At 41.5% G+C, this 25,131-nt stretch carries 23 protein-coding genes, 1 pseudogene and 1 riboswitch; of the genes and pseudogenes, 13 read left to right on the forward strand and 11 right to left on the reverse strand.

The genetic code is table 11. The annotated features are described in order from the left end of the window. Nucleotides 1–131: 131 nt before the first annotated feature. The 3 genes from tnpC to K6V30_RS23780 form a co-directional block, all read right to left on the reverse strand. The gene (gene tnpC / locus K6V30_RS23770) at nucleotides 132–1,727 is read right to left on the reverse strand and encodes an IS66 family transposase (protein WP_055268733.1); all 1,596 of its coding nucleotides are present in this window, start codon (nucleotides 1,725–1,727) and stop codon (nucleotides 132–134) included. A 90-nt stretch (nucleotides 1,728–1,817) separates the two neighbouring features. Further along, the gene (gene tnpB, locus K6V30_RS23775; protein WP_055268734.1) at nucleotides 1,818–2,171 is read right to left on the reverse strand and encodes an IS66 family insertion sequence element accessory protein TnpB; all 354 of its coding nucleotides are present in this window, start codon (nucleotides 2,169–2,171) and stop codon (nucleotides 1,818–1,820) included. Continuing rightward, nucleotides 2,159–2,440, reverse strand: a complete 282-nt coding sequence (locus K6V30_RS23780) for a hypothetical protein (RefSeq protein ID WP_224207215.1) — start codon at nucleotides 2,438–2,440, stop codon at nucleotides 2,159–2,161. The genes tnpB and K6V30_RS23780 overlap by 13 nt, the downstream gene beginning before the upstream one ends. Nucleotides 2,441–3,292: 852 nt before the next feature. Between K6V30_RS23780 and K6V30_RS23785 the strand changes: the two genes are divergently transcribed. From K6V30_RS23785 to K6V30_RS23805, 5 genes are all read left to right on the forward strand, one after another. Next, nucleotides 3,293–4,948, forward strand: coding sequence for a tetratricopeptide repeat protein (locus K6V30_RS23785; RefSeq protein WP_022301847.1), 1,656 nt, complete (start codon nucleotides 3,293–3,295; stop codon nucleotides 4,946–4,948). Between the two features lie 159 nt (nucleotides 4,949–5,107). After that, complete coding sequence (locus K6V30_RS23790; RefSeq protein WP_010539101.1) at nucleotides 5,108–5,512, forward strand: hypothetical protein; 405 nt, start codon at nucleotides 5,108–5,110, stop codon at nucleotides 5,510–5,512. A 12-nt stretch (nucleotides 5,513–5,524) separates the two neighbouring features. Continuing rightward, complete coding sequence (locus K6V30_RS23795) at nucleotides 5,525–6,811, forward strand: leucine-rich repeat protein (RefSeq protein ID WP_055269857.1); 1,287 nt, start codon at nucleotides 5,525–5,527, stop codon at nucleotides 6,809–6,811. 239 nt (nucleotides 6,812–7,050) lie between these two features. Further along, nucleotides 7,051–7,602 carry a LemA family protein gene (locus K6V30_RS23800; protein ID WP_010539103.1) on the forward strand — a complete coding sequence of 184 codons (552 nt, stop codon included), beginning with the start codon at nucleotides 7,051–7,053 and terminating at the stop codon, nucleotides 7,600–7,602. 15 nt (nucleotides 7,603–7,617) lie between these two features. After that, nucleotides 7,618–8,550 (forward strand): DUF3137 domain-containing protein, encoded by a 933-nt coding sequence (locus K6V30_RS23805; RefSeq protein WP_010539104.1) that lies wholly within the window; start codon nucleotides 7,618–7,620, stop codon nucleotides 8,548–8,550. A gap of 19 nt (nucleotides 8,551–8,569) precedes the next feature. Here K6V30_RS23805 and K6V30_RS23810 read toward each other — a convergent pair whose 3' ends face one another. From K6V30_RS23810 to K6V30_RS23825, 4 genes and pseudogenes are all read right to left on the reverse strand, one after another. Then, nucleotides 8,570–9,277, reverse strand: a complete 708-nt coding sequence (locus K6V30_RS23810; RefSeq protein WP_055269883.1) for a TIGR02757 family protein — start codon at nucleotides 9,275–9,277, stop codon at nucleotides 8,570–8,572. 14 nt (nucleotides 9,278–9,291) lie between these two features. Then, nucleotides 9,292–10,617 carry an MATE family efflux transporter gene (locus K6V30_RS23815; RefSeq protein WP_022301844.1) on the reverse strand — a complete coding sequence of 442 codons (1,326 nt, stop codon included), beginning with the start codon at nucleotides 10,615–10,617 and terminating at the stop codon, nucleotides 9,292–9,294. Nucleotides 10,618–10,895: 278 nt separating this feature from the next. After that, a pseudogene (locus tag K6V30_RS23820) lies at nucleotides 10,896–11,755 on the reverse strand (urea transporter). A gap of 238 nt (nucleotides 11,756–11,993) precedes the next feature. Further along, complete coding sequence (locus K6V30_RS23825) at nucleotides 11,994–12,218, reverse strand: winged helix-turn-helix domain-containing protein (protein ID WP_010539108.1); 225 nt, start codon at nucleotides 12,216–12,218, stop codon at nucleotides 11,994–11,996. 310 nt (nucleotides 12,219–12,528) lie between these two features. Between K6V30_RS23825 and K6V30_RS23830 the strand changes: the two genes are divergently transcribed. Then, on the forward strand, nucleotides 12,529–13,386 hold the full coding sequence (locus K6V30_RS23830; protein ID WP_055269854.1) for an AraC family transcriptional regulator: 858 nt from the start codon (nucleotides 12,529–12,531) through the stop codon (nucleotides 13,384–13,386). An 83-nt stretch (nucleotides 13,387–13,469) separates the two neighbouring features. Here K6V30_RS23830 and K6V30_RS23835 read toward each other — a convergent pair whose 3' ends face one another. The 3 genes from K6V30_RS23835 to K6V30_RS23845 all read right to left on the reverse strand — a co-directional run bounded on the left by K6V30_RS23835 (nucleotide 13,470) and on the right by K6V30_RS23845 (nucleotide 15,695). Then, nucleotides 13,470–13,841, reverse strand: coding sequence for a VOC family protein (locus K6V30_RS23835; RefSeq protein WP_022301841.1), 372 nt, complete (start codon nucleotides 13,839–13,841; stop codon nucleotides 13,470–13,472). A 95-nt stretch (nucleotides 13,842–13,936) separates the two neighbouring features. Beyond that, nucleotides 13,937–14,740 carry a helix-turn-helix domain-containing protein gene (locus K6V30_RS23840; RefSeq protein WP_055269852.1) on the reverse strand — a complete coding sequence of 268 codons (804 nt, stop codon included), beginning with the start codon at nucleotides 14,738–14,740 and terminating at the stop codon, nucleotides 13,937–13,939. A gap of 85 nt (nucleotides 14,741–14,825) precedes the next feature. Next, nucleotides 14,826–15,695, reverse strand: coding sequence for a DUF6845 domain-containing protein (locus K6V30_RS23845; protein WP_055269850.1), 870 nt, complete (start codon nucleotides 15,693–15,695; stop codon nucleotides 14,826–14,828). Between the two features lie 158 nt (nucleotides 15,696–15,853). On the opposite strand from K6V30_RS23845, the gene K6V30_RS23850 reads away from it, so the two are divergent. The 4 genes from K6V30_RS23850 to pncB all read left to right on the forward strand — a co-directional run bounded on the left by K6V30_RS23850 (nucleotide 15,854) and on the right by pncB (nucleotide 20,114). Next, entirely contained in the window at nucleotides 15,854–16,192 is a 339-nt protein-coding gene (locus tag K6V30_RS23850; RefSeq protein ID WP_055269848.1) for a cupin domain-containing protein, read from the forward strand. Between the two features lie 378 nt (nucleotides 16,193–16,570). Beyond that, entirely contained in the window at nucleotides 16,571–17,509 is a 939-nt protein-coding gene (locus tag K6V30_RS23855) for a DUF1848 domain-containing protein (RefSeq protein WP_010539114.1), read from the forward strand. Between the two features lie 375 nt (nucleotides 17,510–17,884). Beyond that, nucleotides 17,885–18,664, forward strand: coding sequence for a 7alpha-hydroxysteroid dehydrogenase (gene hdhA / locus K6V30_RS23860; protein WP_055269847.1), 780 nt, complete (start codon nucleotides 17,885–17,887; stop codon nucleotides 18,662–18,664). A gap of 274 nt (nucleotides 18,665–18,938) precedes the next feature. Beyond that, nucleotides 18,939–20,114 carry a nicotinate phosphoribosyltransferase gene (pncB, locus tag K6V30_RS23865; RefSeq protein ID WP_010539116.1) on the forward strand — a complete coding sequence of 392 codons (1,176 nt, stop codon included), beginning with the start codon at nucleotides 18,939–18,941 and terminating at the stop codon, nucleotides 20,112–20,114. Nucleotides 20,115–20,354: 240 nt separating this feature from the next. Here pncB and K6V30_RS23870 read toward each other — a convergent pair whose 3' ends face one another. Next, a complete protein-coding gene (locus K6V30_RS23870) occupies nucleotides 20,355–20,678 on the reverse strand; it encodes a thioredoxin family protein (RefSeq protein WP_055269845.1) in 324 nt (107 codons plus the stop codon). 261 nt (nucleotides 20,679–20,939) lie between these two features. Further along, nucleotides 20,940–21,144: riboswitch (cobalamin riboswitch) on the forward strand. Nucleotides 21,145–21,281: 137 nt separating this feature from the next. Here K6V30_RS23870 and accC point away from each other — a divergent pair. Genes accC through K6V30_RS23885 form a run of 3 tightly spaced genes read left to right on the forward strand, consistent with a single transcriptional unit; the run spans nucleotide 21,282 to nucleotide 24,884 of the window. Further along, nucleotides 21,282–22,796: an acetyl-CoA carboxylase biotin carboxylase subunit gene (accC, locus tag K6V30_RS23875; protein ID WP_055269843.1), complete on the forward strand. Its 1,515-nt coding sequence runs from the start codon at nucleotides 21,282–21,284 to the stop codon at nucleotides 22,794–22,796. Nucleotides 22,797–22,818: 22 nt separating this feature from the next. Then, nucleotides 22,819–23,328, forward strand: a complete 510-nt coding sequence (locus K6V30_RS23880) for an acyl-CoA carboxylase biotin carboxyl carrier protein subunit (protein ID WP_010539119.1) — start codon at nucleotides 22,819–22,821, stop codon at nucleotides 23,326–23,328. Nucleotides 23,329–23,348: 20 nt separating this feature from the next. After that, nucleotides 23,349–24,884 (forward strand): acyl-CoA carboxylase subunit beta, encoded by a 1,536-nt coding sequence (locus K6V30_RS23885; protein ID WP_010539120.1) that lies wholly within the window; start codon nucleotides 23,349–23,351, stop codon nucleotides 24,882–24,884. The last annotated feature ends 247 nt before the right edge of the window (nucleotides 24,885–25,131 follow it).

The following is a 25,131-nucleotide window of genomic DNA, read 5'->3' on the forward strand; positions in this document are numbered from 1 at the left end:
ATGTAATATATTTATAGTCAATAATATAGTAAATGAGAGATACCTATTCGGAAAGGTATCTCTCATTGTTTACCGTAAGCGTCTCGGCGATGCCGTGTTTTTCTTCAAAAAATCTGATAATCCTTTTCTTTTCAGATTCTACTTCTGTTTTCCTTCCATTTGTGTGGCAATAAATCTCTATATATTTTCCTGTCTGTATTTGGTGGTAACTTCGCCGCTTTGTTAATCACATCGGCTATATATTCGAATGTATTTATGCCATGCATCCTGCACGAACATGCCAATGAATATAGTATTACCCCTCTTTCAGCTCCCTTATGGCTTCCGAAGAAAAGCGAGTTTCTTCTGGATAGTGATATATACCGATTATACCTCTCGACAAGGTTGTTGTCCAGATAATACTCCCCTTTGGTAAAGATATCCTCTATGGCCTTCCACTGGGATAGTGTGTAATTAATGGCCTCCGCCATTTGGCTTTTCGGTAATAAGTCCGGCTTTGCCTGCAGGCTCAATAATTTCTTTTTTATCTTCCTGAGTATTGGCGGGGCATACTGTTTTCTATGTGCAAGATTGTCTTTGATTGTCCATCCCTGATAGCCTGTCCGATGTTCATGTTCCTTTTGGTACAGTTGGTTTATCATTTCAACTATCTTTCGGGCGTCCGGTTCCTTATCCTGTTCAAGAAACTTTCGTTTGACGTGCTGAAGACATGCGATCCTCGTGATATTGTGATATTGGTCGGTTTCCAGTTTCCTGTATGGGGCGTATGCATCACTTTGTACTGTTCCTTTATAGGTTTTGAGGAAATCAAAAAGCACCTCCTGCCTGCGTGATCCGTCCTCATAGAAATAGAACACCAGCTTTAAGGTCGCCGCCGCCGCTGCCCAGATATACCCTTTTCGTACCCCTTTGCCTTTACTGTTCTTTTCCGGAACCAGTACTTTGTGATATGTTTCGTCACAACAGAGGTAGGGATCTTCAAGCACCACTTCCCTGAGTGCTTCATAGAGGTTTTCGAACAAAACAGCCGTTTTACCCAGCAGATGATGGGCGGTGGGCTTCTCGAGTTCGAACCCGTTCTCCCGAAAGAAGTTAACGATACGTTCCACACTCATGGAGTAGATATATCGCAACTGGCATAAACCGGCAACGAACGAACCGTCATATTGGGAATTCAGAAAAGGGGCGGCGGGGGCGCAACCGCTGAAGACCGTTTCATTAAAGCTATAAATATTCTGTCGATAAATGTACTTAATGAACTTTGGCGGAATATAGACATATCGGATAGAATCACGGTATCCCATAAACTTGGCAAGAGACATACTGAAAAGGGGATGGTCGGGATTGACTTCGATTATCTTTTCTTCCAGTTCAAAATGCTCTTTACGTTTGGAGTTGTTATTCCCCCGTTCTTTGGGGGAAGCGGACGGACGGGACGGAGCCGTCTCAGAAGCGGGTTGCGGCTTATCAGGTATTTGCTTTTCAGACTCATTGCTGATAAGCTTACTCAAACTGCGGCTAATGTTCTCCTGCTTTTTCAGTTTGCCGTTCTTCAGCGTCAGCGCTTCTTCCAGAGATTGAACGGCATCGGTCAGTTGCTTAACCTGTGAAGTCAGTTCACAGATCAGACGCTGACTTTGTTGCTCACGCTTGTCAGCAGCTTTAATCTGTTCCTTGAAATGTCTGTTCTGTTCCTCCAGAAGCTCTATGACCCGGTCTTTTTTCATACCTCAAAGATACGAAAAAAGAACCGGGCAACAAAGCTTTTTATTATAAATCTACGTTATAACACATTGTTTATCAATCATTTGGTGTTTCTATGACTTCAGCCGAAATCGTTTCCTGCACTTGGCTGACCGGAGGGAGACGCCCTGCATAATCAAAAAGAAACTCTTCCAGGAAAGCTCGTAAGCACCCGTAGAAGGATTAAAACGCGGGACTTCGAAGGTACCTTCTTCCAGGCGCTTCTGGTAAAGAATAAAACCATCCGTATCCCAACGTAAAATTTTAACCATGTCCCGTTTGTGGGAAAAGAAAACAAAAACATCTCCTGAAACGGGAGAAAGTGACATGTCGGACTTGACCAGCTGATAAAGTCCTGTCATACCTTTACGCATATCGACATAATGCTGGTACAGGTAATAACGCATATTTTCGGTTAAAGCAAACATGACTGCTCCTCCTGTATCTTACGGTTATAAAGGTCAATAAAACGGTGAATACCAAAAGAACTTCCCTGCTTGATGGAAATAATCACCCCATCCGGAAAAGTAATATTGATACCATAAAGCATATCCGAAGAAGAGGACGGACGGGCCGAAGGCGCAGATGAGGGAACCAAAGGACTGAAGCAGGGCACCGGCTTTTCGGAGGAAGAAGCCGAAAGGGAAGAACGAAGTTCACGAATGCGAATGCCGTGCCGAGAAAGCCAGAGTTCCATACCATGATAATTAACATGACACTCATGACAATAACTACGAAGAGTTAAACAGGGAGAAGATATCAGACGGGATTTATACTCAGACAGGGTTTGAGTGTATAAAGCATGTGCAGTCATATAAGTAGGAATTGATTAATATGAAAGCAAAGATATGAAGAAGTAGAATTAAAGAAAAGACGGCATCGCCGAGACGCTTACTGTTTACCCATCAAAAAGCACCTGTTTTCGGTTATCTCTCATTACATTTAGAGTTATCTCTCATCTCATTCATAAGTACCTGTCCTTTCCGCTGAAATGTACTTTCCATGAGATATACTTTACCGCTTCTTTGCATGTAGTATAGCCTGACTTAACCTGTTTATCAACTAAAGTTTGTGTATTAACTAACCGACATCTTCATCGTTCCACCCGGGTGAGCAGTCTTTATCACGTTGGTAGACAGGTTAGTTCATTATTGTGCAATGATCCGTTCACCCGGGTGGAACGATGAAGATGTCGGTTAGTTAATACAATAATATATATAGGATAACATATGGGATACAGTGACTTAACATACAAACAACTGCTGGTTTTAAACAGATATAGCGACCACATCTTATGTACTTACTATGATGTGAGAGATAGGAAAGAGTGATTATTGGCAACCATCTTCGTACTAAAAATATCCCCCGAAGCACCAATGTCATAAAAGTATGAACACCTACCTTGCCAGCACAGTCCTGTGCCTTGACAGGACTATAAGCAAGCATCAATTAAGCAACCATCAATAAAGTAACAACAGGAAACAGCAAAAAAATAAATTCTTCACTCCAGTTTTTAATAATTCCGGGAGATTTTTACTACATTCACAACATGAAATACAGAATTATACTTGGATTATCAGCAATTCTCTTTTTTACAGGATGTTATAATAGAGAATATATTTCCCGGCTTGACGAAGTGGAAGCTCTGTTACAAAACAAACCGGACAGTGCCTTAACAATATTAAAGCAGTTTAAGAGGGAAGGCAGTCAGGCCGAACAGGCTAAATATGCTTTGCTTTATTCTGCAGCTTTAGATAAGAATCATATTAAAATAACCGACGATTCACTTATTCAAAAAGCATGGAGCTATTATGCACACCGCCCGAAGAATTTACGCAATCAATGCAGAACCCTCTACTACTGGGGACGTATCAAGCTACGTGCAGGAGACAAACCGGGAGCATTGCGCCTTTTTCTCAAAATTGAAGAAAAGCTGAAAAACACTAATGAGCCTTATTATGCAGGACTGTTATACGGTCAAATCGGTGAAGTATATTATGAACAGATGAATTATAGCAGGGCCTACCATTATTTCCATGAAGCCCGTAATAACTTCCGACAGTCGGATCATGTTCGTGAAGAAACAGAGTCGACACTTGATATGGCAGCAGCAGCTTTTCATTCAAAAGATATAGAGAAAGCAATACGTCTCTACTCTGCAGCTCTTGATTTAGCTGATGAACAAAAGAACGATCATTTAGCCAAAGCCAGCCTCACCAACCTTGCCTCGCTTTATGTGGTATCTGGCAAACGACAGATTCCTCATGACTTACTACAACGTATCGAACTTTCCGCCCGGCAAGATACATTATATGGATACCACACACTAGTGGATGTAAACCTACTGAAGAATCGGATAGACAGCGCACGCCATTACCTGAAACTGGCGGAAGCTAATACCACGGATATCCGCGATATGGCAGACTTACAATACACTGCATACCGTATTGAAGCACAATCCAAAAACTTTGAAAAGGCAACCGAAAATATACACCGCTATATCTACCTGACCGATTCGCTGACACGATCAAACATGCAGTTTTCTGCTGGTATGGTTGAACGAGAATACTTTCAGGAACAATCGGCTTTTGCAGAGTATCGAATGAAAAACCGCACAACTTTAGAAATCATCTCCATAAGTATCATTATCCTACTGCTAGGTATAAGCTATTATATCATCCGCCAACGCCTGCGACTGCAACGCGAACGTACCGACCACTATCTGCTATTAGTAGAAGAAGCCAACTCCGAATATAAAACCCTGACAGAGCGTATGGAAGGACAACGCGACACAGAAAATCATTTAAAAGGACTGATTGCTTCTCGTTTTGACATCATCGACAAACTAGGAAAAACCTATTATGAACGCGAAAACACCTCATCGCAACAGGCTGCCATGTTTCAGGAAGTAAAGCAGATCATCACCGACTTTTCGGAGAACAATGAGATGCTGCAAGAACTGGAACTAATTGTAAATACCTGTCATGATAATGCCATGCAAAAGCTACGTACCGACTTCCCTGCAATGAAAGAAGCAGACATCCGATTATTATGTTATGTCTTTGTCGGTTTTTCCCCACAAGTAATTAGTCTGTTTATAAAAGATACAGTAGCTAATGTATATGCCCGCAAGTCACGGCTCAAATCACGTATCAAATCAGCGGAAACAACCAACAAGGACCTGTTTTTATCACTTTTCGGATAGGTGTTAGACCTGTGTTAGAAAGCTGAAGCACCACACAAAATAACAATCTGAATATCAACATTTTCCAAATAGAGGTGTTAGATTTATAAGGTTGTATCATAACTCAAAATTGATACAATCTCGCTACTTTTGCATTCGATTAAAATTGAAAAAAAGATTATGAGAAAAATTGTTATTCTACTAGGTATCATACTTTTTATGATAGCATGTGAAAAAGGAAACGAAGAAGTGAGAGAAGCTAAAGTAGTGGTTGTCGTTTATGATGAGAATGGAAAAATTGCAACGGGTATTCCCGTAAAGATGTATAATGAAAAAGATTATAAAGTATTTGAGAAAGATAATCTGACCTTACCTACTGCGGTTGCCCGGACCAATGAAAGCGGGATAGCCACCTTTATTTTACCACAAGAAGAATGGTTCGCAGCACAGTCGCAACGGTTCTTTACATTCGTGGTACAAGAAGGAGGCGGCCCTGATAATTACCAGATATGGTCTTCCGGCAGAAGCGTAGAAGCCGGAAAAGTCGTAAAAATAGAAATACGTTTGACCCAATTCCCTAACTAAACCTTGATTACAATGAAACAAACCGGACTTCATATAATTATAATACTTTGGCTGCAAATGGTAGCAGGATTTACATTAATAAGTTGCAGCACCGAAAACGATGAATATAAAAAGGATTCACCTCCGACGGAAAAACCATCTGAACCGACAGGAGCCTTACTTGAAAATTTTTCTATTGACCAACTGCCTGCAAAAACGATTTATGCATTAGGAGAGAGTATAGACTTAACTGGACTCAAAGTGACAGGCGAATATGATGATGGGAAACAACGACCTGTGAGTGTTGCCCCGGAACAGATCAGTGGTTTCTCTTCATCTATCCCTGTCGACAAACAGGAAGTAACCATAACGATAGAAGGAAAGCAAAGAAGCTTCACTATTCAGGTTTCACCTGTCCGCGTAGAAAATGGAGTTCTGACGGAGGTTTTGAAAGGATACGATGAAATCACGCTTCCCAATAGCGTGAAGTCTATTCCCAAAAATGCTTTTAACGGCAGCAAAATAAACAAGGTAATACTTAATGAGGGACTAAAATCTATAGGAAATATGGCCTTCTTCAATTCTACCATTCAAGAAGTCATATTTCCCTCGACTCTGGAACAACTTGAAGAAGATATATTCTACTATTGCTATAACTTGAAAAAGGTGGATTTAAGTCAGACAAAGATAACCAAACTGCCTGCCAGCACCTTTGTATATGCCGGTATTGAAGAAGTTCTATTGCCTGATATGCTAACAGAAATCGGTGCACAAGCATTCTTAAATACCTCACGGCTCAAGCTGATAGAAGTACCTGAGCGTGTTAAAACAATAGGTTTGGAAGCATTTCGGGAAAGTGGTATCGTCACTGTAAAACTGCCTAATGGTATTGTAAACATAGCAAGCAGAGCTTTCTACTATTGTCCGGAACTGACAGAAGTGACAACCTATGGACCGACATCCAATGATGACCCTTATGCAACAATTCAAGCTTATTGCTTTGAAGGATGCCCGAAATTAACACATTTCGAAATTCCACAAAGTATCCGAATATTGGGACAGGGATTATTGGGTGGCAACAGAAAAGTCACCCAACTGACCATTCCGGAGCATGTGACACAGATTAATTTTTCAGCTTTCAATAATACAGGTATTAAAGAAGTCAAAGTAGAAGGAGGAACTCCTCCACAAGTATTTGAAAAGGTATGGTACGGATTTCCGGATGACATTACCGTCATTCGCGTTCCCGCCGAATCCATAGAAAAATATAAAACCGCACCCGGTTGGCAAGAATACACAAACAAAATGCAAGCATCCTGATACCTGTCTAAATTTCCGGTTGTAACCGTAAAAGTTGATTCTGAATCCACTTTTTTCGATTATAACCGGAATTTCCCTTTTATCTGGCTGCCATCAGATATATTCAGCAAATATTCTACCATACATTTTTACTGAAAAGGCTGTTCCGTTTTTCAGTTTTATTCTTTATCTTTGACGCAACAAAATAACTCTGAATTCACAAAAATAGAAAGCGGCAAGAGGATGCCAGATACTTAGTTATGACTATATTCATCATTATAGCTGTAATTGCAGTGATTTTCATCGCTATTTACAACTCGCTGGTAAGAAAAAGGAATGAGACTGAAAATGCTTTTGGAGCCATTGATGTAATGCTAAAAAAGAGATACGACCTGATTCCTAATCTGGTAGCTACAGTCAAACAATACGCAGAACACGAAAAAAGTACATTCGCACAAATCACAGAAATGCGAAACAAGTCGTATGCTTCTTTCTCCAGTCAGGAAAAAGAAAATCTGGACTCTGCTTTCTCACAGGCCTGCACACACTTCTTTGCCATTGCAGAAAACTATCCGCAATTGAAAGCCTCTGAAAACTTTGAACAACTACAACGTGCGCTTAATGAAACAGAAGAACAACTTTCGGCAGCACGCCGGACTTTTAACGCTTGTGTCACTGACTATAATAATGCCGTACAGACTTTTCCGTCAAATCTGTTAGCCGGAATGTTTGGTTTCACGCGCAAAAATGTGTTCTCCATTTCCGAACAGGAACGTGCTGTTCCAAATGTTAATAACCTGTTGAAACAGTAAAGACAAATATAAAATATGGCAGAAAACCCGCAATTTGAAACATTAACACAAAGCCTTTCCCCCACCCTGCAAAGCCTCGAGCAAAAACGCAAAGAACTAAAAAAGCAAGGACAGTCCACCGGAATATGGGTAGGAGGGGTTGTTTTCGTGATTGTCTCTGCATTTTCAGTTTATATCAACGCTGCACTTATTGGAGTTGGTATTGCAGCTGGGCTTGCTTTGTTGGCATACTACAGTTGTGTAAACGCCAAATCTCAGGAATTATCCTCGTATTATAAACAAAAGGTTATCGCACAAGTATTGCAATCATTTTGTGATAATGCCATCTTCACACCGGAAGAGGGAATCAAAGAAGGTATATTCCGGAGCTGCGGCCTGTTTACTTCGCCCGACCGTTATCATACAGAAGATCTCATACAAGGGCGGGTAGGAAAAACTGACTTTAGTTGTGCGGAAGTCCATGCCGAAGAAAGAAAAACACGTGTCAATTCGAAAGGACAAACGAGTCATTATTGGGTAGATATTTTCAAAGGTTTCCTTTTCATCGCCGATTTTCAGAAAGATTTTCAGGGGCACACCACTGTTTTAAGGAACAGTCTGTTCAAACTAAGCTTCAGCGGTTCACGGGTAAAGCTGGAAAACCCGGATTTTGAAAAGACATTCGATGTTTACTCCACAGACCAAATTGAAGCACGTTATCTCCTTTCTCCTTCAATGATGGAACGTCTTCTCGCATTAGACAGAGAATTCAATAAAAACATTACAATTAGTTTCAAAGATTCCAATATCCTGATCGCCATTCCCGAATCCAGGAATCATTTTGAAGCCAGCATCTGGAAATCTATTGATGACCTTAGCCAGCTCAAGAACGATTTCAGTATGATTCATGCATTAGTCTCCATTATAGAGGATTTAAATCTTAACACACGAATCTGGACCAAAAAATAAAAAGCCGGGTAAACAGAACTTAAATCTCTCCATTCACCCCCAATCCAAATAAAGCAAAGTCACCCAGACAGGGATCATCCGGAAAGACCTCAGCCAATGCTGCAGTTATCCTACGGGCATTTTTCAAGGAAAAAGTTTCCGCATCCGTCAATTGGAAGTAATAAGCTACCCGACAAACATGTGTATCTAAGGGAACAATCAGATCTTTACGGTCAAAACTCTTCCAAACGCCCAGATCAACTTCCGAATCACGACGAATCATCCAACGAAGAAACATATTCAGTTTCTTCTGAGGGCTTTTAGCAGAAACTCCAAGAAAGGCACATAACTTTTCCATCGGTATCCCGGGATACGTGTGCAAAGCATCTTCCAAACTTTCAAACTGAGAATAAGCCAAATACAAACGTTGAAAATATCCGTAAAAATCGGCATAGGAAAGCATCCGGTAAAAGCTATTCGTCACGCCCGCAGGAAAATCATCTTTCCATCGGCATGATAATACGTACTGATATGGTGAGCTTCCCATCAACCGGTGCAGTTCATCTGCCTTTTTCAATATCTGCTTGCGATTACCAAAACTCATAATCGCGGTCAACAGCCCACTTATCTCTATATCCTGTTTCAGTGTGTAACGATGCGGAAATTGCACCGGATCACTTGTAATAAATCCGGCACAATGATAAATCTCCGCACACATTAACAATTTATTTTTTATATCTTCTGTCATTTCGAAAAAAAGTATCAATCATCAGAGGTGCAAAAGTACATATTCTTATCCAATATTCTCTTCAGGTACAAAAGAGATTGTATCCCCAGCATGATTACAAACAAATACTCCGCAGTCATATACACTACTAAAGGGGCATGAAACCATTCACTCAAAAGATACAAATAACTCAAATATAATAATATCGTTATCAGCTGAAAGACAAAAGCCGGTTTTGTCTTTCCCGTTCCAGTGACAGCATTGATATATACATATCCGGGCAAGGCAAAGATATAATTCAGCAGCATGACCATAAATGGATAAAATGCCTGTTCTACCAACCAGTCATTGTCCGTATAAAATCCTATAATCCACTGACTACATAGAAGAGCCGCTCCCACCAATGGAAGTCCGAACAGATATCCTAACTTAAGAACTTTACGGCAAAGTGGAAAAAGTTCTTTCCCACGTCCTGCCCCAATCAGGTTGCTGACCAATGAACCGGTCGTAGAAGCAAATGAATTCACCACTACAAAAAATAAAGTAGAAACACTACGGGTAATATTAGAAATAGCCAGTTCCGTATGCCCCAAATGCTCTATTGCCACAAAAAAGAGAAACCAGGGAGCAACACTGATAAAAGCATGGAGCATACTCCATACCGACAAGTCCAATAACTTCGCTAACAATTTCCTATCATAGACAAACTTCAATCTATATTTTATCTTGTTTACTCCCATCCGCATATATGCCAGAAGCACTAAGAAAGCCCCGAACTCTGCCAGAGAAGATGCCATCGCCGCTCCGGAAATTCCCAAATTCAACTTGAATATCAACCAATAATTGAGGGGAATATTAATGCAAACCGCAACAATAGCTGCTCCCGACAATGCTCTGGTATTTGTTATCCCTACCAGAAAAGACCGGAAAGCCAGAAAAGGAAACGAGAACAACAATCCGAAACTACGCCAGTTCAGATAGCAAATGACTGACTGATATATTTCATCAGAAGAAACTAACCGCCTTAGAATAAACGGAGAAGCAAAATGAATGAAACAACAAAGCAAGACTGCCATCCCCGACAAGAACAATAATCCCTGAAAGAATATTCGTCCGGTCTCCTGATAATGCTGCTCTCCGTTTTTACGGGCAATCATCACTTGTAATCCAATACTGAATCCGAATCCCAGCATATATATTGCCAGATAATAAATCCCTGCAAGTGCAGACGCCCCCAACTCGACTTCCCCTACGTGTCCTAAAAAAACAGCATCAGTAATATTGATTAATTGCTCCATCAGAATGCTCATCATTACAGGAAAATTGATAAGCCAGATTTGCTTATAAGTATAATTATTCATTGCTCAACTTTAAATAACACGAAACTGCGTACTGCATCCGATACAATACACAACTCCGCAAATTCATAAAAAAAACATAAGAATTCTCTGCCCGATAGATTTGACCTACCGGATTAGCAGAATAGCTTCATTATAGAAAAAAATGCGCTATCCGTTGAGCGTAGCTATATACAGAGTTTCATAAGCAGATGAATGATTCTTTATTTACTGTCCCGACTGCAAATATAGAAATAAATTCGTTAACTCTCTCCTCCCGGAAGAAAGTATATATGGGTTCATCAGATTCTGGTAACAGCCCTCATTCCTTTCTGTAAACCAAGAGTTACCCAGACAGAAAGTACAAATGGGGCAGTCAGTGTAGTGATTCCGGCATTCATCCCCCAAAGTTGGAACATAACAGATAATAACACAGAGAATATGGCATATGCTCCTCCCTTCCACGTCTTATCACCTAAAGCGATGGCACATAACACACCGTTATATCCCATCAATCCTGCATTCATTGCCGTCGTTTCGACTCCCAATAATATGGCTACAGGAATAGGCAGCAACGCTCCCAAAACCGTATAACAAGCATTCACACGCGAATTGACCAAAATTCCCAAAAGAAAGAGCACACCGGTCCTATGCTACTTCCCTGAAACATTACTTGTCCTATATTCAGGCTAAATGCACGGAAAAATGCCAAACTTTGTTCTCCGGAAGCATCTCCCGAAGACAGCAACAAAGCAGGAAACATCCAGGCACAAACAGCCAGCAATATCCATACGGCAAGAATAAAAGGAGCCGTAAACCCCGGCAAAAAACGTTGCAACCCCAAAAGACGGGCAATCCAGGTAGATAAACAGGAAGCAAGCACCAACCATATCAAAGAGCCGACAGTAACCGACATGAACACGCCGACCGCTATCCCTACCAAAGTACCATTAAACCCATATAGCCCATTATTTATATCTTCACGACTATAACCGGAAATATAGGCGGTCAACGTACTTATCACATTACCTGCAACGGCCAACAAAGCCATTTGCCATGAATTCAAAAGAATTCCAACCAACATTAGCGCCCCTGAAAGCGCATTATTCTGAAACATCACCTGACCAACTCCGCGCCCCAGAATAAGCAAAAATTTGCCCATAAACTTCTTTTATTGTCAGTTTCAACATATTATTCCGACACAAAAGTACATATTTTTCGTATATTAATAATAAAGAAACAAGCCTTATTAAAAACAAAAAGAGTTACCCGGCAAACCAAGTAACTCTTTCAAAAAAAATAATCTATTCAGGTTCAAGCTCAACTTATGGTATTCCACAGATATTTCCTTACTTCTAAGTTAGCGGAACTACAAGAATATCTACAGACAAAATCAACAATTATCCAAAATTGAAAGGGAAACTGTTTTCATCTGATAAAGCAAGTAGTCCATTTTTTCTCTGAATACAGATTTTGTTCTCTCTCGCTAACCAGCCGGCGGCTAACGCTGTGCTTTCAACACTCAAATTTAATCTTCTCGCCAACTCTGGTATCGAAATTTCACCAATTTCTTTTAGGGCAAGCCAGACTTTCCCGGCATTAGTCCCTACAATTCTTTTATCCATGGCTATTCTTTATTTATAATTCGAAAGCAAGATAACATTTTTAGAAATAGTTTGTTACAAAATAGAGTTTTTTATTCGTAAGATTAACGTTATTTAAACGTTGAAAATTATTCCGTTATCAATTGTCGACCTATTGACCAAATTTTATGCCATTACGACATTGGAAGAGCAGTGATTTATCAAAAAAGATTCCCGGAAGCCCGACATGACAAATTTCGAATCTTACTAGAAAAAATATATTTTAGCAACATCGGACAAGTCTGCTACCTTTTTTACCCATACCTTTGCGAAGTGAAATAAAAATCAGCCCATGCAACAGAAAAAGACAACCCAGGAAGAATATCAGAAGTGTGTAAATGCCGTCATTGAATACATCAACCAGCATTTGGGAGAAGACATTGATTTGAAATCACTGGCCAGAATTTCAAATTTCTCTCCTTTCTACTTCCATCGGATTATGAAAGCTTTCCTTGGTGAGCCTGTCGGCACGTTTATTGTCCGGACGCGGACAGAAGCAGCTGCACGGCTACTACGTTACTCGAATATTCCCATAGCCGATATTGCCTATCGGATCGGATATTCTTCGCCTTCTTCATTGTCTAAAGTGTTCAGGCAATTTTATGGTATTTCACCTTTAGAGTATCGAAACAATAAAAACTTTGTAATTATGAAACCAGCGATTATCAGGCCAGACCTGGAACTGAAAAGAGAAATAAAAAATGTACCCGAACGGAATCTGATCTATATCCGCCTTTCAGGTGACTATAAACAAAATGACTACTGTGGTACCTGGATACGCTTGTGCCAGTTTATCGGAGAACAAAACCTGCCGATGGGGGACTGTAGCCCTCTTTGTATCTACCATGATGACCCGAAAGTAACACCAACAGAGAAACTACGTACGGATGTGTGCATGGTGCTACCCATAAAAACTGCCCCGAAAGGCGATATCGGATTCAAAACGCTCCCCGCCGGACGCTATGCAATCTTTCTTTATAAGGGATCGTATGATAACCTGCAAGCTGTATATGATACAATTTATGGAAAATATCTGCCCGAAATGGAATGTACACTACGTGACGAGGCTAGTGCCGAACGTTATCTGAATAATCCGCGTGATACAGCCCCCGAAGAATTACTGACGGAAATCTATATTCCTATAGAATAAACAGAAGAAAGAAAATGAAGTAACCCCAAAAGCTTTATATCTGACTTTTGGGGCGAACTTCACAATACTGCGGTACAGACTAGTTACTTTTCAGCATAGATACCAATCCGGTTTCCCTCGCAATCAGTAAATACAGCAAACCAGCCCCTACCTTCCACTTCGATTTTTGTTCTGGGAATCACTACCTTTCCACCCTTCTGAAGTACTTTCTCCAGAATCTGCGCTATATCCTCACAATTGAAATGAATCAGAACTCCATGTTCCGAAGGAAGGAAATCAAACTCTGAGGAATAAGAAATGGCTCCAACAGTTTCACCTTCTTCCTCAAAACACGCCATTTTTTCCTTTTCGCATTCAAATACAGAAAGTTTGGTTTCCAAAACAGTTTCATAGAAGTCGACTGCCCGACGAAAATCAGTGGATGGGATCTCAAAAAATGCAATTAAATTCTTCATCTCATTCTTTTTTTTATGGTTACTACTAAGCCTTTGCAAAGACAATGCAAAAGTAGGAGAACCGCATAAGTCCCGATAGGAAAAAAAGGACATCTTCAGAGATCCGAAAAATAATCGGAATAGGGAACACAAACGGAAAGGTATTCTGCAGGAGTATAGCCGGAAAAGAGTTTGAATTCCTTAATCATATGAGATTGATCTGAAAACCCGCATTCATAGGCTACTTGTACAAAAGGAGCGGCCATATTCTGTTGCAACACTGATAATGCACGCTGCATACGAACAATTCGAACCATCTCCTTAGGAGTCGTTCCCACATAATCGGCAAAAATCCGCCCGAACTGTTTGCTGCTCAGACAAGCCACTTCCGACATCTGCGAAATACTAATTTGCGGCTGGAGGTCTATTTCGTGGAAAACGGCAGACATTCTCCTCATATTATATTCCGCAAAAGAGTACAGACGGCGAATGAAAAACTGCTCAATCAAACGAATGCAAGCGATATTATCAAAAGTATCAGTCACCCGTTTGGCTAAATCCGACAGTTCCACATCTTCCACCGCATCAGTAGAAATATTCTGTCCATGAAATAAATAACCGGGAATATGGAGCAATGGTCTGACCGCATATGGCTGGAAAACAACAGTGATCATCTCAATCTTTCCCGTTGACTGCACATCGGAAAATCCGACCGACTGACCGGAAATAAAAGATTGCGGCTGTAATGCCGACTCACTCAGTGACAGAAGCTGTCTCCCTTTATGAAATACCATCTGCATGCAACCCACAGGCAAAACCCGTTCGGCAACAGGAAACACCGCGTCATCCTGCAATATCCAGTAATGCCGGATATAAGGTGCTAACGCGGTGCAGGGTTTTATAATCTGAAATGATTGCATACAGCAAAGATATTACTTCTTTATTCAAATGCAAAAGTAAAGCCCTCGTTTGAAAATGTATTGTAAAAAAGAGACATTTCATTTATTAAATCACGGATAACCCATACTCATAGGCATTTGACATCGCATCATAGTCTTCAGCCGAATACTTGCCTTTATCCCTTGCTTTCTGCATATCTTTCATGAAAGACTCTACAGTAGAAAGGAAACTTTGATAGTTTTTTATTTCTTCATCATAACCTGTCACTGCCGGAAGTTTTTTCGCAGCTTCCCATTCTTTTCTCAACTCTGCCATTTTCAGGTCAATCCGCGGACCGTCCATCGTATGTTTGCGGGAATATATATTCATGATACTTTGTACTGTATTGGACATTTTGCGCATGGCCATTATCTGTTCCTTTAAGGGTTCGTCGGCTAAAATTTCTTTTTCCGCCTGCTCTGTCAAAGGACTCAGAATATCGAAAATAACTTGTTTGTATTCAGACAATGCCACACTCAACCGATAATTTTCGTCAAGCAACGCACCGGCTTTAGCCGTCTCATTAGCTTTTTTATATGACAGAAACTTATTAAAGTTAGCATAGAATTGTGTTCTTGTCTGAAACAATCCGGCATAATTCTGTTTCAGATTCTGACGGACTTCCGCATTAAAATAATCTCCCGGGTCCATTAGTTCGGCAGTGTCTCGTGCAGAAATTTCCGGAGGCGCAATCGGAGCTACTTCAGGCACTTTACCTGTCTGCTCCATATATCCCAATACCGCATTTATATCTTTCGCATTGGCAATATGTTTCAATACGATAAGTGACGTATGATAATAATTGATCACTTTACTAGCGTTATCCAATTCCTCCGGGCTCTCCGAAGACACAGTTTGTTTCTTGTTCCCTCCCGAACAGGAAGACAATAGCAGAACACCGACCAGTGCTCCAAACAATAAGATTTTTTTCTTCATAATGTTAAGTTTTTAAGTTGTAGATAGAACGATTCGCTTCTTTAATAAGCCATGCGATAACTAACTCGTACTATAACAATAAAAATCGAGTTTTGTTATAAACAAACAATACACTTTCGATAACTGTTATATCTTATATTCATTAAAAACTGGAAATTATGGAACAATCATTTCAAAAAGGAACAGTACTTCATTTAGCTTCCCTTATCGATTATTCAGAAGGAGGCATTATCAGCAAACAGTTAATTAAAAGTCCGGCAGGAAACATCACTTTATTCTCTTTTGACAAAGGTGAAGGGCTCAGTGAACATCGTGCTCCGTTCGACGCACTCGTACAAGTGTTGGAAGGCAGTGCAAATATTACCGTAAACGGAACACTATTTACTGTAAAAGCAGGAGAAAGCATCGTATTCCCGGCTAACGCTCCGCATGCCCTTACGGCAGCAGAAAGATTTAAAATGCTGCTGACCATGATTAAAGAACCTGCAACCGTATAAAAACAAAAAATGGCTACTCATCGCGAGCAACCAATCTTTTGTTAACCTTAAATCTAATACTTATGAAAAAAACACTGTACAAAAGTACCAACTTTCAGGTAAATAGCAAATTTCAGAGCCAAAACAGACGATATTATAACACGGTTTAATAGTCTCGAAATCCTATTAACATTTTAGACTTCTCATGTTAACATTTAACATATTCATTCACAATCTTCCTCAAAGTGACATTCCAACATATAATATAAGCATCTTTATTCAATATACTCCCTTGCTGACAGATGCCAATAAGTAAGGAGGTTACCAATCTCCATTCCATTTATCATTTTTTCACCCGAAAAATATTGGGATACGGTTGTTTTACCGTAACTTTGATATATGATAATCAGTGCCAGTCGCCGGACAGATATTCCGGCATTTTATTCTCCATGGTTCTTCAACCGGATAAAGGAAGGATATGTGTTAGTACCCAATCCTTTCAATTCCAAGATGATCAGCAAGGTCAGTTTAAATCCTGCCGTAATAGACTGTATTGTATTCTGGACAAAAAATCCGGCTCCGATGATTGAGAAGCTGGATAAACTGGAAGACTACAAATACTACTTCCAGTTCACTTTAAATCCATATGGAGAAAAATTAGAAAACAACCTGCCTTCTGTTGCTAAACGAATAGACATCTTTAAACGTCTCTCCGATAAAATAGGGAGGGAGAAAGTTATCTGGCGCTATGACCCGATATTGACGAACGAAGAATTCAACGTCTCCTTCCACAAAGAAGCGTTTGCCCGTATTGCCGACGGACTCAAAGATCATACTGAAAAATGTATGCTGGGGTTCATCGATCACTATCAGCACATCCGCACCGCTGTAGGACAGTTCAACATCAAGCCGCCGGCAAAAGAAGAAATAGAAGAGATAGCCGTTTCTTTCAGGCAAACGATGGATGCATACCCAACCCTCCAATTGGATACCTGTACCTCTAAAGTTGACTTGCGACATCTGAACATTCCTGCGGGGCTATGTGTCGACAAAGAACTGATTGAAAGAATTACCGGTTATCCGATTCTTGCTAAAAAGGATAAGAATCAGCGCAACATCTGCAACTGCATTGAAAGTATCGATATAGGCACTTATGAAAGTTGTCTCAACGGATGCATTTACTGCTATGCCATCAAAGGTAACTATAACAGCGTGGAATACAATATGAAGAAACATGATAAACACTCTCCCCTACTTATCGGAAATTTGTCAGAAGACGACGTGGTGAAAGAACGGGATATGAAAAGTCTGAGGAACGGACAATACTCATTGTTCTAAAACTTACCTCTTTCACCCTTGAGTTTAAGGCATAAAAAAAGGCTATCTATCCCAGACAGCCAATCTTTTGTTAACCTTAAATCTAATACTATGAAAAACACAGTACAAAGATACGGACTTTCTGCATATCTCCAAATTTTAAAGCCCAAACAGGATATCTTATAACATGGTTTAATAGAATAAGAAGCGCATTAACAAATAAGCAGTCAGGCATTAACATTTAACAGTCTTCTTAAATATTTAGTCAATAAAACTAAGTTAGATGCAAAAGTTTTCGAATCTGCTATCGATTACTATTAAAGATGGTTTACAGTGCATAACAAATTCATTTATTATCTGTTATTTAACCGAAGATAACCATCTAATTTCCATTATATGAACAGATTTGAAAATAAAGTAGTCGTCATCACCGGTGCTGCCGGCGGTATTGGCGAAGCAACGACACGTCGTATCGTCTCCGAGGGAGGCAAAGTAGTCATTGCCGATTATTCGAAAGAGAGAGCCGATGAGCTTGCTGCCGAACTCACCCAATCAGGAGCCGACGTACGTTCTGTATATTTCTCTGCTACAGAGCTCCAGAGCTGTAAAGAATTGATTGACTTCGCAATGAAAGAATACGGGCAGGTGGACGTGCTAATTAATAATGTAGGCGGAACCGACCCCAAACGTGATTTGAACATTGAGAAACTGGACATCGATTATTTCGATGAAGCCTTTCACCTGAATCTTTGTTGTACCATGTATCTCTCGCAACAAGTCATTCCCATCATGACAGCCCATGGCGGCGGAAATATCCTGAACGTAGCTTCTATCAGCGGAATAACAGCCGATGCAAACGGAACACTCTACGGAGCCAGCAAGGCCGGTGTTATCAACCTGACCAAATATATCGCTACCCAAATGGGAAAGAAAAATATCCGTTGCAATGCCGTAGCCCCCGGTCTGGTGCTCACTCCCGCTGCTGTGAACAATCTCAATGAAGACGTCCGCAATATCTTTTTAGGTCAATGTGCCACTCCTTATCTGGGAGAACCGGAAGACGTTGCAGCCACCATTGCATTTCTGGCCTCCAACGATGCACGATACATCACCGGACAAACGATTGTGGTAGACGGTGGACTGACCATTCATAATCCTACAGTCGAACTATCATAAAGTCTCTCTGACAGAAAACATCAAGACGGTACATTCTGCTTCTCACGGCAATGTACCGTCTTTTGTCTGCACTTCTATCAGACGATCACCCGCCCCTCAAAAAAACGTATTTACCGAATTAACGAATAAAAAATATATTTTTCCCACGATGTTACCGACAGGATAGATTTGGCGTATTAGAAAAAGCCCAAGAAGTAATTATTGGCAATTAAGCAGTCGTTTTGTTCAACAAATGCTAACTTTACAACGTTTTTAAATATAAAGAACGAATAGCATGATTGTTAAAACATTACTAGATACAGACCTCTATAAGTTTACCACCTCGTATGCTTATATTAAATTGTTTCCCTATGCAATGGGTACTTTCAGTTTCAATGATAGAAATGAAACCGAATATACGGAAGAGTTCCTGGAAACCCTCAAAGGCGAATTTCATAAACTGAGCCGGTTGAGGCTTACGGAAGATGAGCTGAACTATATGACACGCAACTGCCGGTTTCTTCCACGAGTTTATTGGGAATGGCTTTCATCTTTCCGCTTCGACCCGGAGAAGATCGCTATCCATCTGGACGAAGCCGGTCATCTACACATTGAAGTGAGTGATTTCCTGTATAAAGTCACGCTATACGAAGTCCCTCTGCTCGCCATTGTATCCGAGATTAAGAATCGGTTCACCGGTAATGTAGCCGATATGGGCGAGATACTCTGCAAGCTATCAGAAAAGGTTGAATTATCCAATCAGCACCAACTACGTTTCTCGGAATTCGGCACACGCAGACGGTTTTCCATCGACGTACAGGAAACAGTCATCAAAAGGCTGAATGAAACGGCCCGGTATTGTACGGGAACTTCCAACTGTTATTTCGCGATGAAGTACGGCATGAAAATGATGGGAACACATCCGCATGAATGGTTCATGTTTCACGGGGCTCAATTCGGATACAAACATGCCAACTATATGGCACTCGAAAACTGGGTAAATGTCTATGACGGCGATTTAGGCATTGCGCTTTCGGATACATACACTTCCGGTATATTTCTTAGTAACCTCAGTCGTAAGCAGGCTAAACTTTTTGATGGTGTCCGGTGCGATTCGGGAAATGAATTTGATTTTACCGATAAGCTGGTAGCCCGTTACAAAGAGTTGGGCATTGATTCAACCACCAAGACAATAGTCTTCAGCAATGCGCTCGACTTCACTAAAGCGCTCGACATACAAGATTACTGCAAAGGCAAGATCCGTTGTTCTTTCGGAATCGGCACCAATCTCACCAATGATACCGGATTCACTCCTTCCAATATCGTCATGAAACTGACACAATGCAAGATGAATGTCAACCAAGAATGGAGAGAGTGTATCAAACTCTCGGATGATGCCGGAAAGCATACCGGTAGCCCTGAGGAAGTACAAGCCTGTCTATATGAATTGAGGCTGACCGGAAATCAATGATTACCCGGATTTTCGGACTTACTTAACAAAAGAGTGCCAAAGCCCTGCAAACGTATAAGCATAAAAAAAGGAGCAACGCCTTGCTCCAACCTTTTGTTAACCTTAAATCTAATACTATGAAAAACACAGTGCAAAGATACGGACTTTTAGCATATCCGCAAATTATCCAAATAAAAAAGCATGTTTCATAACATGATTTAAAACTTTCAGAGGGAAATACTCCCTCTTATTAATACTTTTTCAAGATTTAAACTCCCTCACGGCTCTTCCCAGTCTTTCCAAAGACAGTTCGCCGGATTGCCTCCACAACTGTTCCCCTTTTCTGAGAAGGATAAATGTAGGAGTAGATTCTATCGTATAGAAATTAGCCAGTTCGCTTTCTTCATCTACGTCGACCTGCACCACTTCAACTATACCTTCCATTTCTCTTTTGAACTCCTTTACCAAAGGTTCCATGCGTTTGCAATGAGGGCACCACGTTGCATAAAATTCTGCCATTACCCAGTCGTCACCGGCTAGTTTCTCCTTGTTTCTTGCCTCACGGGCTATTTTCTTTTCTTTCATGATTGATTCTCCTTTTTTAAATTAATGATTGGAAGTCTCAACAACATAAAAGAAGGAAGGTTTAGGAGATAAACATTAATACACAGAGATTTAGTTCTATTGGAAAACTAAAAAAGGAGTTCAAAGAGCCCGGTTAAGTCTGTTTGTATTTACCGGTCAGCTCTCCCTATCCAACCGGATAGCCTATGTACACCGAAGGAAATCATTGCACAAAAATGAAACTTTCGTGCAAAAAAAAGATATTCTATTCAATATTTATTTATCTTTGCCCCCCGAAATGGTTCGGAATCCGTATCCAACGGACGATGATTAAAAGGGAATCGGGTGTAAATCCCGGACAGTCCCGCTGCTGTGAAGTTCTATTAAATGTCTTATAAGTGAACTAATTTTACGCCACTGATGTTAATTCGGGAAGGCAAATAAGACAAGAGTCAGTCAGAAGACCTGCCACTTCGCGTAAAAGCGTTCTTGCACCTCGTGGATTAGGAGTAAAGAACATCATTTGTTAAGCCCCAAATCAAGAAAATACTGTGTTTTCATCAGGTGGAGTATGTCCGTCAGATGGGAAGACATTAAATAAGTATGTACTTAAATGAAAGAAGTATGATAAAAAAAATCTTAGTAGCCAATCGCGGTGAAATCGCCGTAAGGGTGATGCGTTCCTGCAGGGAAATGGAGATAACGAGCATTGCTATCTTCTCCGAAGCAGACCGGACCGCGAAGCACGTGCTCTACGCAGACGAAGCATATTGTGTAGGACCGGCAGCATCCAAAGAGAGTTATCTGAATATAGACAAAATCATCGAAGTGGCCAAAGCGAGTCACGCCGACGCTATCCATCCGGGTTACGGCTTCCTTTCCGAAAACGCCACTTTCGCCCGTCGATGCCAGGAAGAAGGCATCATCTTTATCGGCCCCAATCCGGAAACAATGGAAGCGATGGGAGATAAAATTTCCGCCCGCATAAAAATGATAGAAGCAGGAGTCCCTGTAGTTCCCGGTACACAAGAGAATCTGAAGAGCGTAGAAGAAGCTGTAGAACTTTGCAACAAGATCGGCTATCCGGTGATGCTGAAAGCTTCTATGGGTGGCGGTGGAAAAGGTATGCGCCTCATCCACAGTGCCGAAGAAGTAGAAGAAGCATATACGACTGCCAAGAGCGAATCCTTGTCTTCTTTCGGTGACGACACGGTTTATCTGGAGAAATTCGTCGAAGAGCCTCACCATATCGAGTTTCAGGTATTGGGTGACAAACACGGAAATGTCATTCACCTTTGCGAACGTGAATGTTCCGTTCAACGCCGCAATCAGAAGATTGTAGAAGAAACTCCTTCGGTTTTTGTCACTCCGGAATTGCGCAAAGATATGGGAGAGAAAGCGGTAGCTGCGGCAAAAGCTGTCAACTATATCGGTGCGGGAACAATCGAGTTCCTGGTAGACAAACACCGTAACTACTACTTCCTTGAAATGAATACCCGCCTGCAGGTGGAACATCCGATAACAGAACAGGTAGTGGGCGTCGACTTAGTAAAAGAGCAGATCAAGGTAGCCGACGGACAAGTACTGCAGTTGAAGCAGAAAGATATTCAGCAACGCGGACACGCTATCGAATGTCGTATTTGTGCCGAAGATACAGAAATGAACTTCATGCCAAGCCCGGGAATCATCAAGCAGATTACAGAACCGAACGGTATCGGTGTACGCATCGACAGCTATGTATACGAGGGTTATGAGATACCTATTTACTACGACCCGATGATCGGCAAACTGATAGTATGGGCCACCAGCCGCGAATATGCCATCGAACGGATGCGCCGCGTGCTCCACGAATATAAACTCACCGGAGTGAAAAACAACATCAGCTACCTGCGTGCCATCATGGATACTCCCGACTTTGTAGAAGGTCATTACGATACCGGATTCATCGCCAAGAACGGCGAATACCTGCAACAGTGCATCATGCGCACCAGCGAACGCTCCGAAAACGTAGCTCTGATTGCCGCATATATGGACTATCTGATGAATCTTGAAGAGAATAACAGCGGCATGGCAACCGACAACCGCCCCATCAGCAAGTGGAAAGAGTTCGGATTGCACAAAGGTGTGTTGAGAATCTAACGTTAACAAAGAATATTCAATTATGGAAATTCATATAGGAAACCGTGTGGCCGAAGTGGAACTGGTCAGCAAGGAAGATAATAAAGTGGTGCTTACCATCGACGGAAAGACATTTGAAGCAGATGTCGTAATGGCCGAAAACGGTACTTGCAACATTCTGATGGATGGCCGCAGTTCGAACGCGCAACTGATTCGCCGCGAGAATGGTAAAAACTACAAGGTAAATACCCACTATAGCAGTTTCAATGTAGAGATAGTGGACAGCCAGGCGAAATACCTGCGCATGCGCAAGAAAGGCGAAGAGGAACAAAACGACTGCATCACCTCTCCGATGCCGGGCAAGGTGGTGAAAATACCCGTAACGGTCGGTCAGGAAATGAAAGCCGGAGACACCGCCATCGTGATTGAGGCCATGAAGATGCAAAGTAACTATAAAGTATCTTCAGACTGCCGCATCAAAGAAATTCTGGTTCAGGAAGGTGATAACATCACCGGTGAGCAGACATTAATAACATTAGAACCGATTGCATAATATTTAGAACGGATTGCATTATGGAAGAAAAGAATAACGCATATGCCACGTTTGAAGAACGTGACCGCATCGCCTCTCTTGGCGGAGGTGTGGAAAAGATAGAGAAGCAACACGAAAGCGGCAAGATGACTGCCCGCGAACGTATCGAGATGTTGCTCGATAAAGGTACTTTTGTAGAACTGGACAAACTGATGGTTCACCGCTGTACCAACTACGGTATGGATAAAAATAAGATTCCGGGAGACGGTATCGTATCTGGTTACGGAAAGATTGACGGTCGCCAGGTATTTGTTTATGCATATGATTTTACGGTATATGGCGGTTCGCTGTCAGCTTCCAATGCCAAGAAAATCGTAAAAGTGCAGCAGCTGGCGTTGAAGAACGGTGCTCCGATTATTGCGCTGAACGATTCGGGTGGCGCGCGTATTCAGGAAGGTATCGAAAGTCTTTCGGGATATGCCGATATTTTCTATCAGAACACGATGGCAAGCGGAGTGATTCCGCAGATTTCCGCCATTCTCGGTCCCTGCGCTGGAGGTGCCTGCTACTCTCCTGCCCTTACCGACTTCATCTTTATGGTGAAGGAAAAGAGCCATATGTTCGTTACAGGTCCGGACGTGGTAAAAACGGTGATTCACGAAGAGGTAAGCAAAGAAGAACTGGGCGGTGCGATGACTCACAGCAGCAAGAGTGGTGTAACGCACTTTATGTGCAACACAGAAGAAGAATTGCTGATGAGCATCCGCGAACTTCTTTCATTCCTGCCTCAGAATAATATGGATGAAACGAAAAAACAGAACTGTACGGACGAAGTGAACCGCGAAGACGCCACTTTAGATACGATAGTACCTGCCGATCCGAATGTGCCGTATGACATGAAGGACATTATCGAACGAGTGGTAGACGACAGCTATTTCTTCGAAGTAATGCCCAACTTTGCAAAGAATATCATCATTGGTTTTGCACGCCTTGCAGGCCGTTCGGTAGGTATCGTTGCCAATCAGCCAGCCTATCTTGCCGGAGTGCTCGATATCGATGCCAGTGATAAGGCAAGCCGCTTCATCCGCTTCTGCGACTGCTTCAACATACCTTTGATCACCTTTGAAGATGTTCCGGGATTCCTGCCGGGATATACACAGGAAAACAACGGAATCATCCGCCACGGTGCTAAAATCGTATATGCATTTGCCGAAGCTACCGTACCCAAACTGACAGTCATTACCCGCAAAGCCTATGGCGGCGCTTACATCGTAATGAACTCCAAGCAGACAGGTGCCGACGTAAACTTTGCTTATCCAAGTGCGGAAATTGCAGTGATGGGTGCCGACGGCGCAATCAATATCCTGTTCCGCAAGGCAGATGCAGAAACGAAAGCTAAAGAACTGGAGGCATATAAAGAAAAGTTTGCCACCCCGTATCAGGCTGCCGAACTGGGATTCATTGATGAAATCATCTATCCGAGACAGACTCGCAAACGCCTGATACAGGCTTTGGAGATGACGGAAAACAAGATGCAGACCAATCCGCCCAAAAAGCACGGTAACATGCCTTTATAACATCCCGATAAGGTACTTTTGAAGGTACCGGAAATGATACGGACTTACATAGATTCTACTATAAATAATAAGGCATATTATTTCAGAATCTTTGTAAGTCCGTTCTTATTTCCCTTCTCTTATTTCATTCTTCATTTTCAAATAGTTCCAGGATCAGTTTCAACCGTTGAAACACTTTGTTTCATGCCTTGGAACAAACTGTTTCAAGCAATGAAACAAAGTGTTTCATACAGCGAAACAAAGTGTT

Source organism: Bacteroides faecis (genome assembly GCF_020091505.1).
Taxonomy (GTDB): domain Bacteria; phylum Bacteroidota; class Bacteroidia; order Bacteroidales; family Bacteroidaceae; genus Bacteroides; species Bacteroides faecis.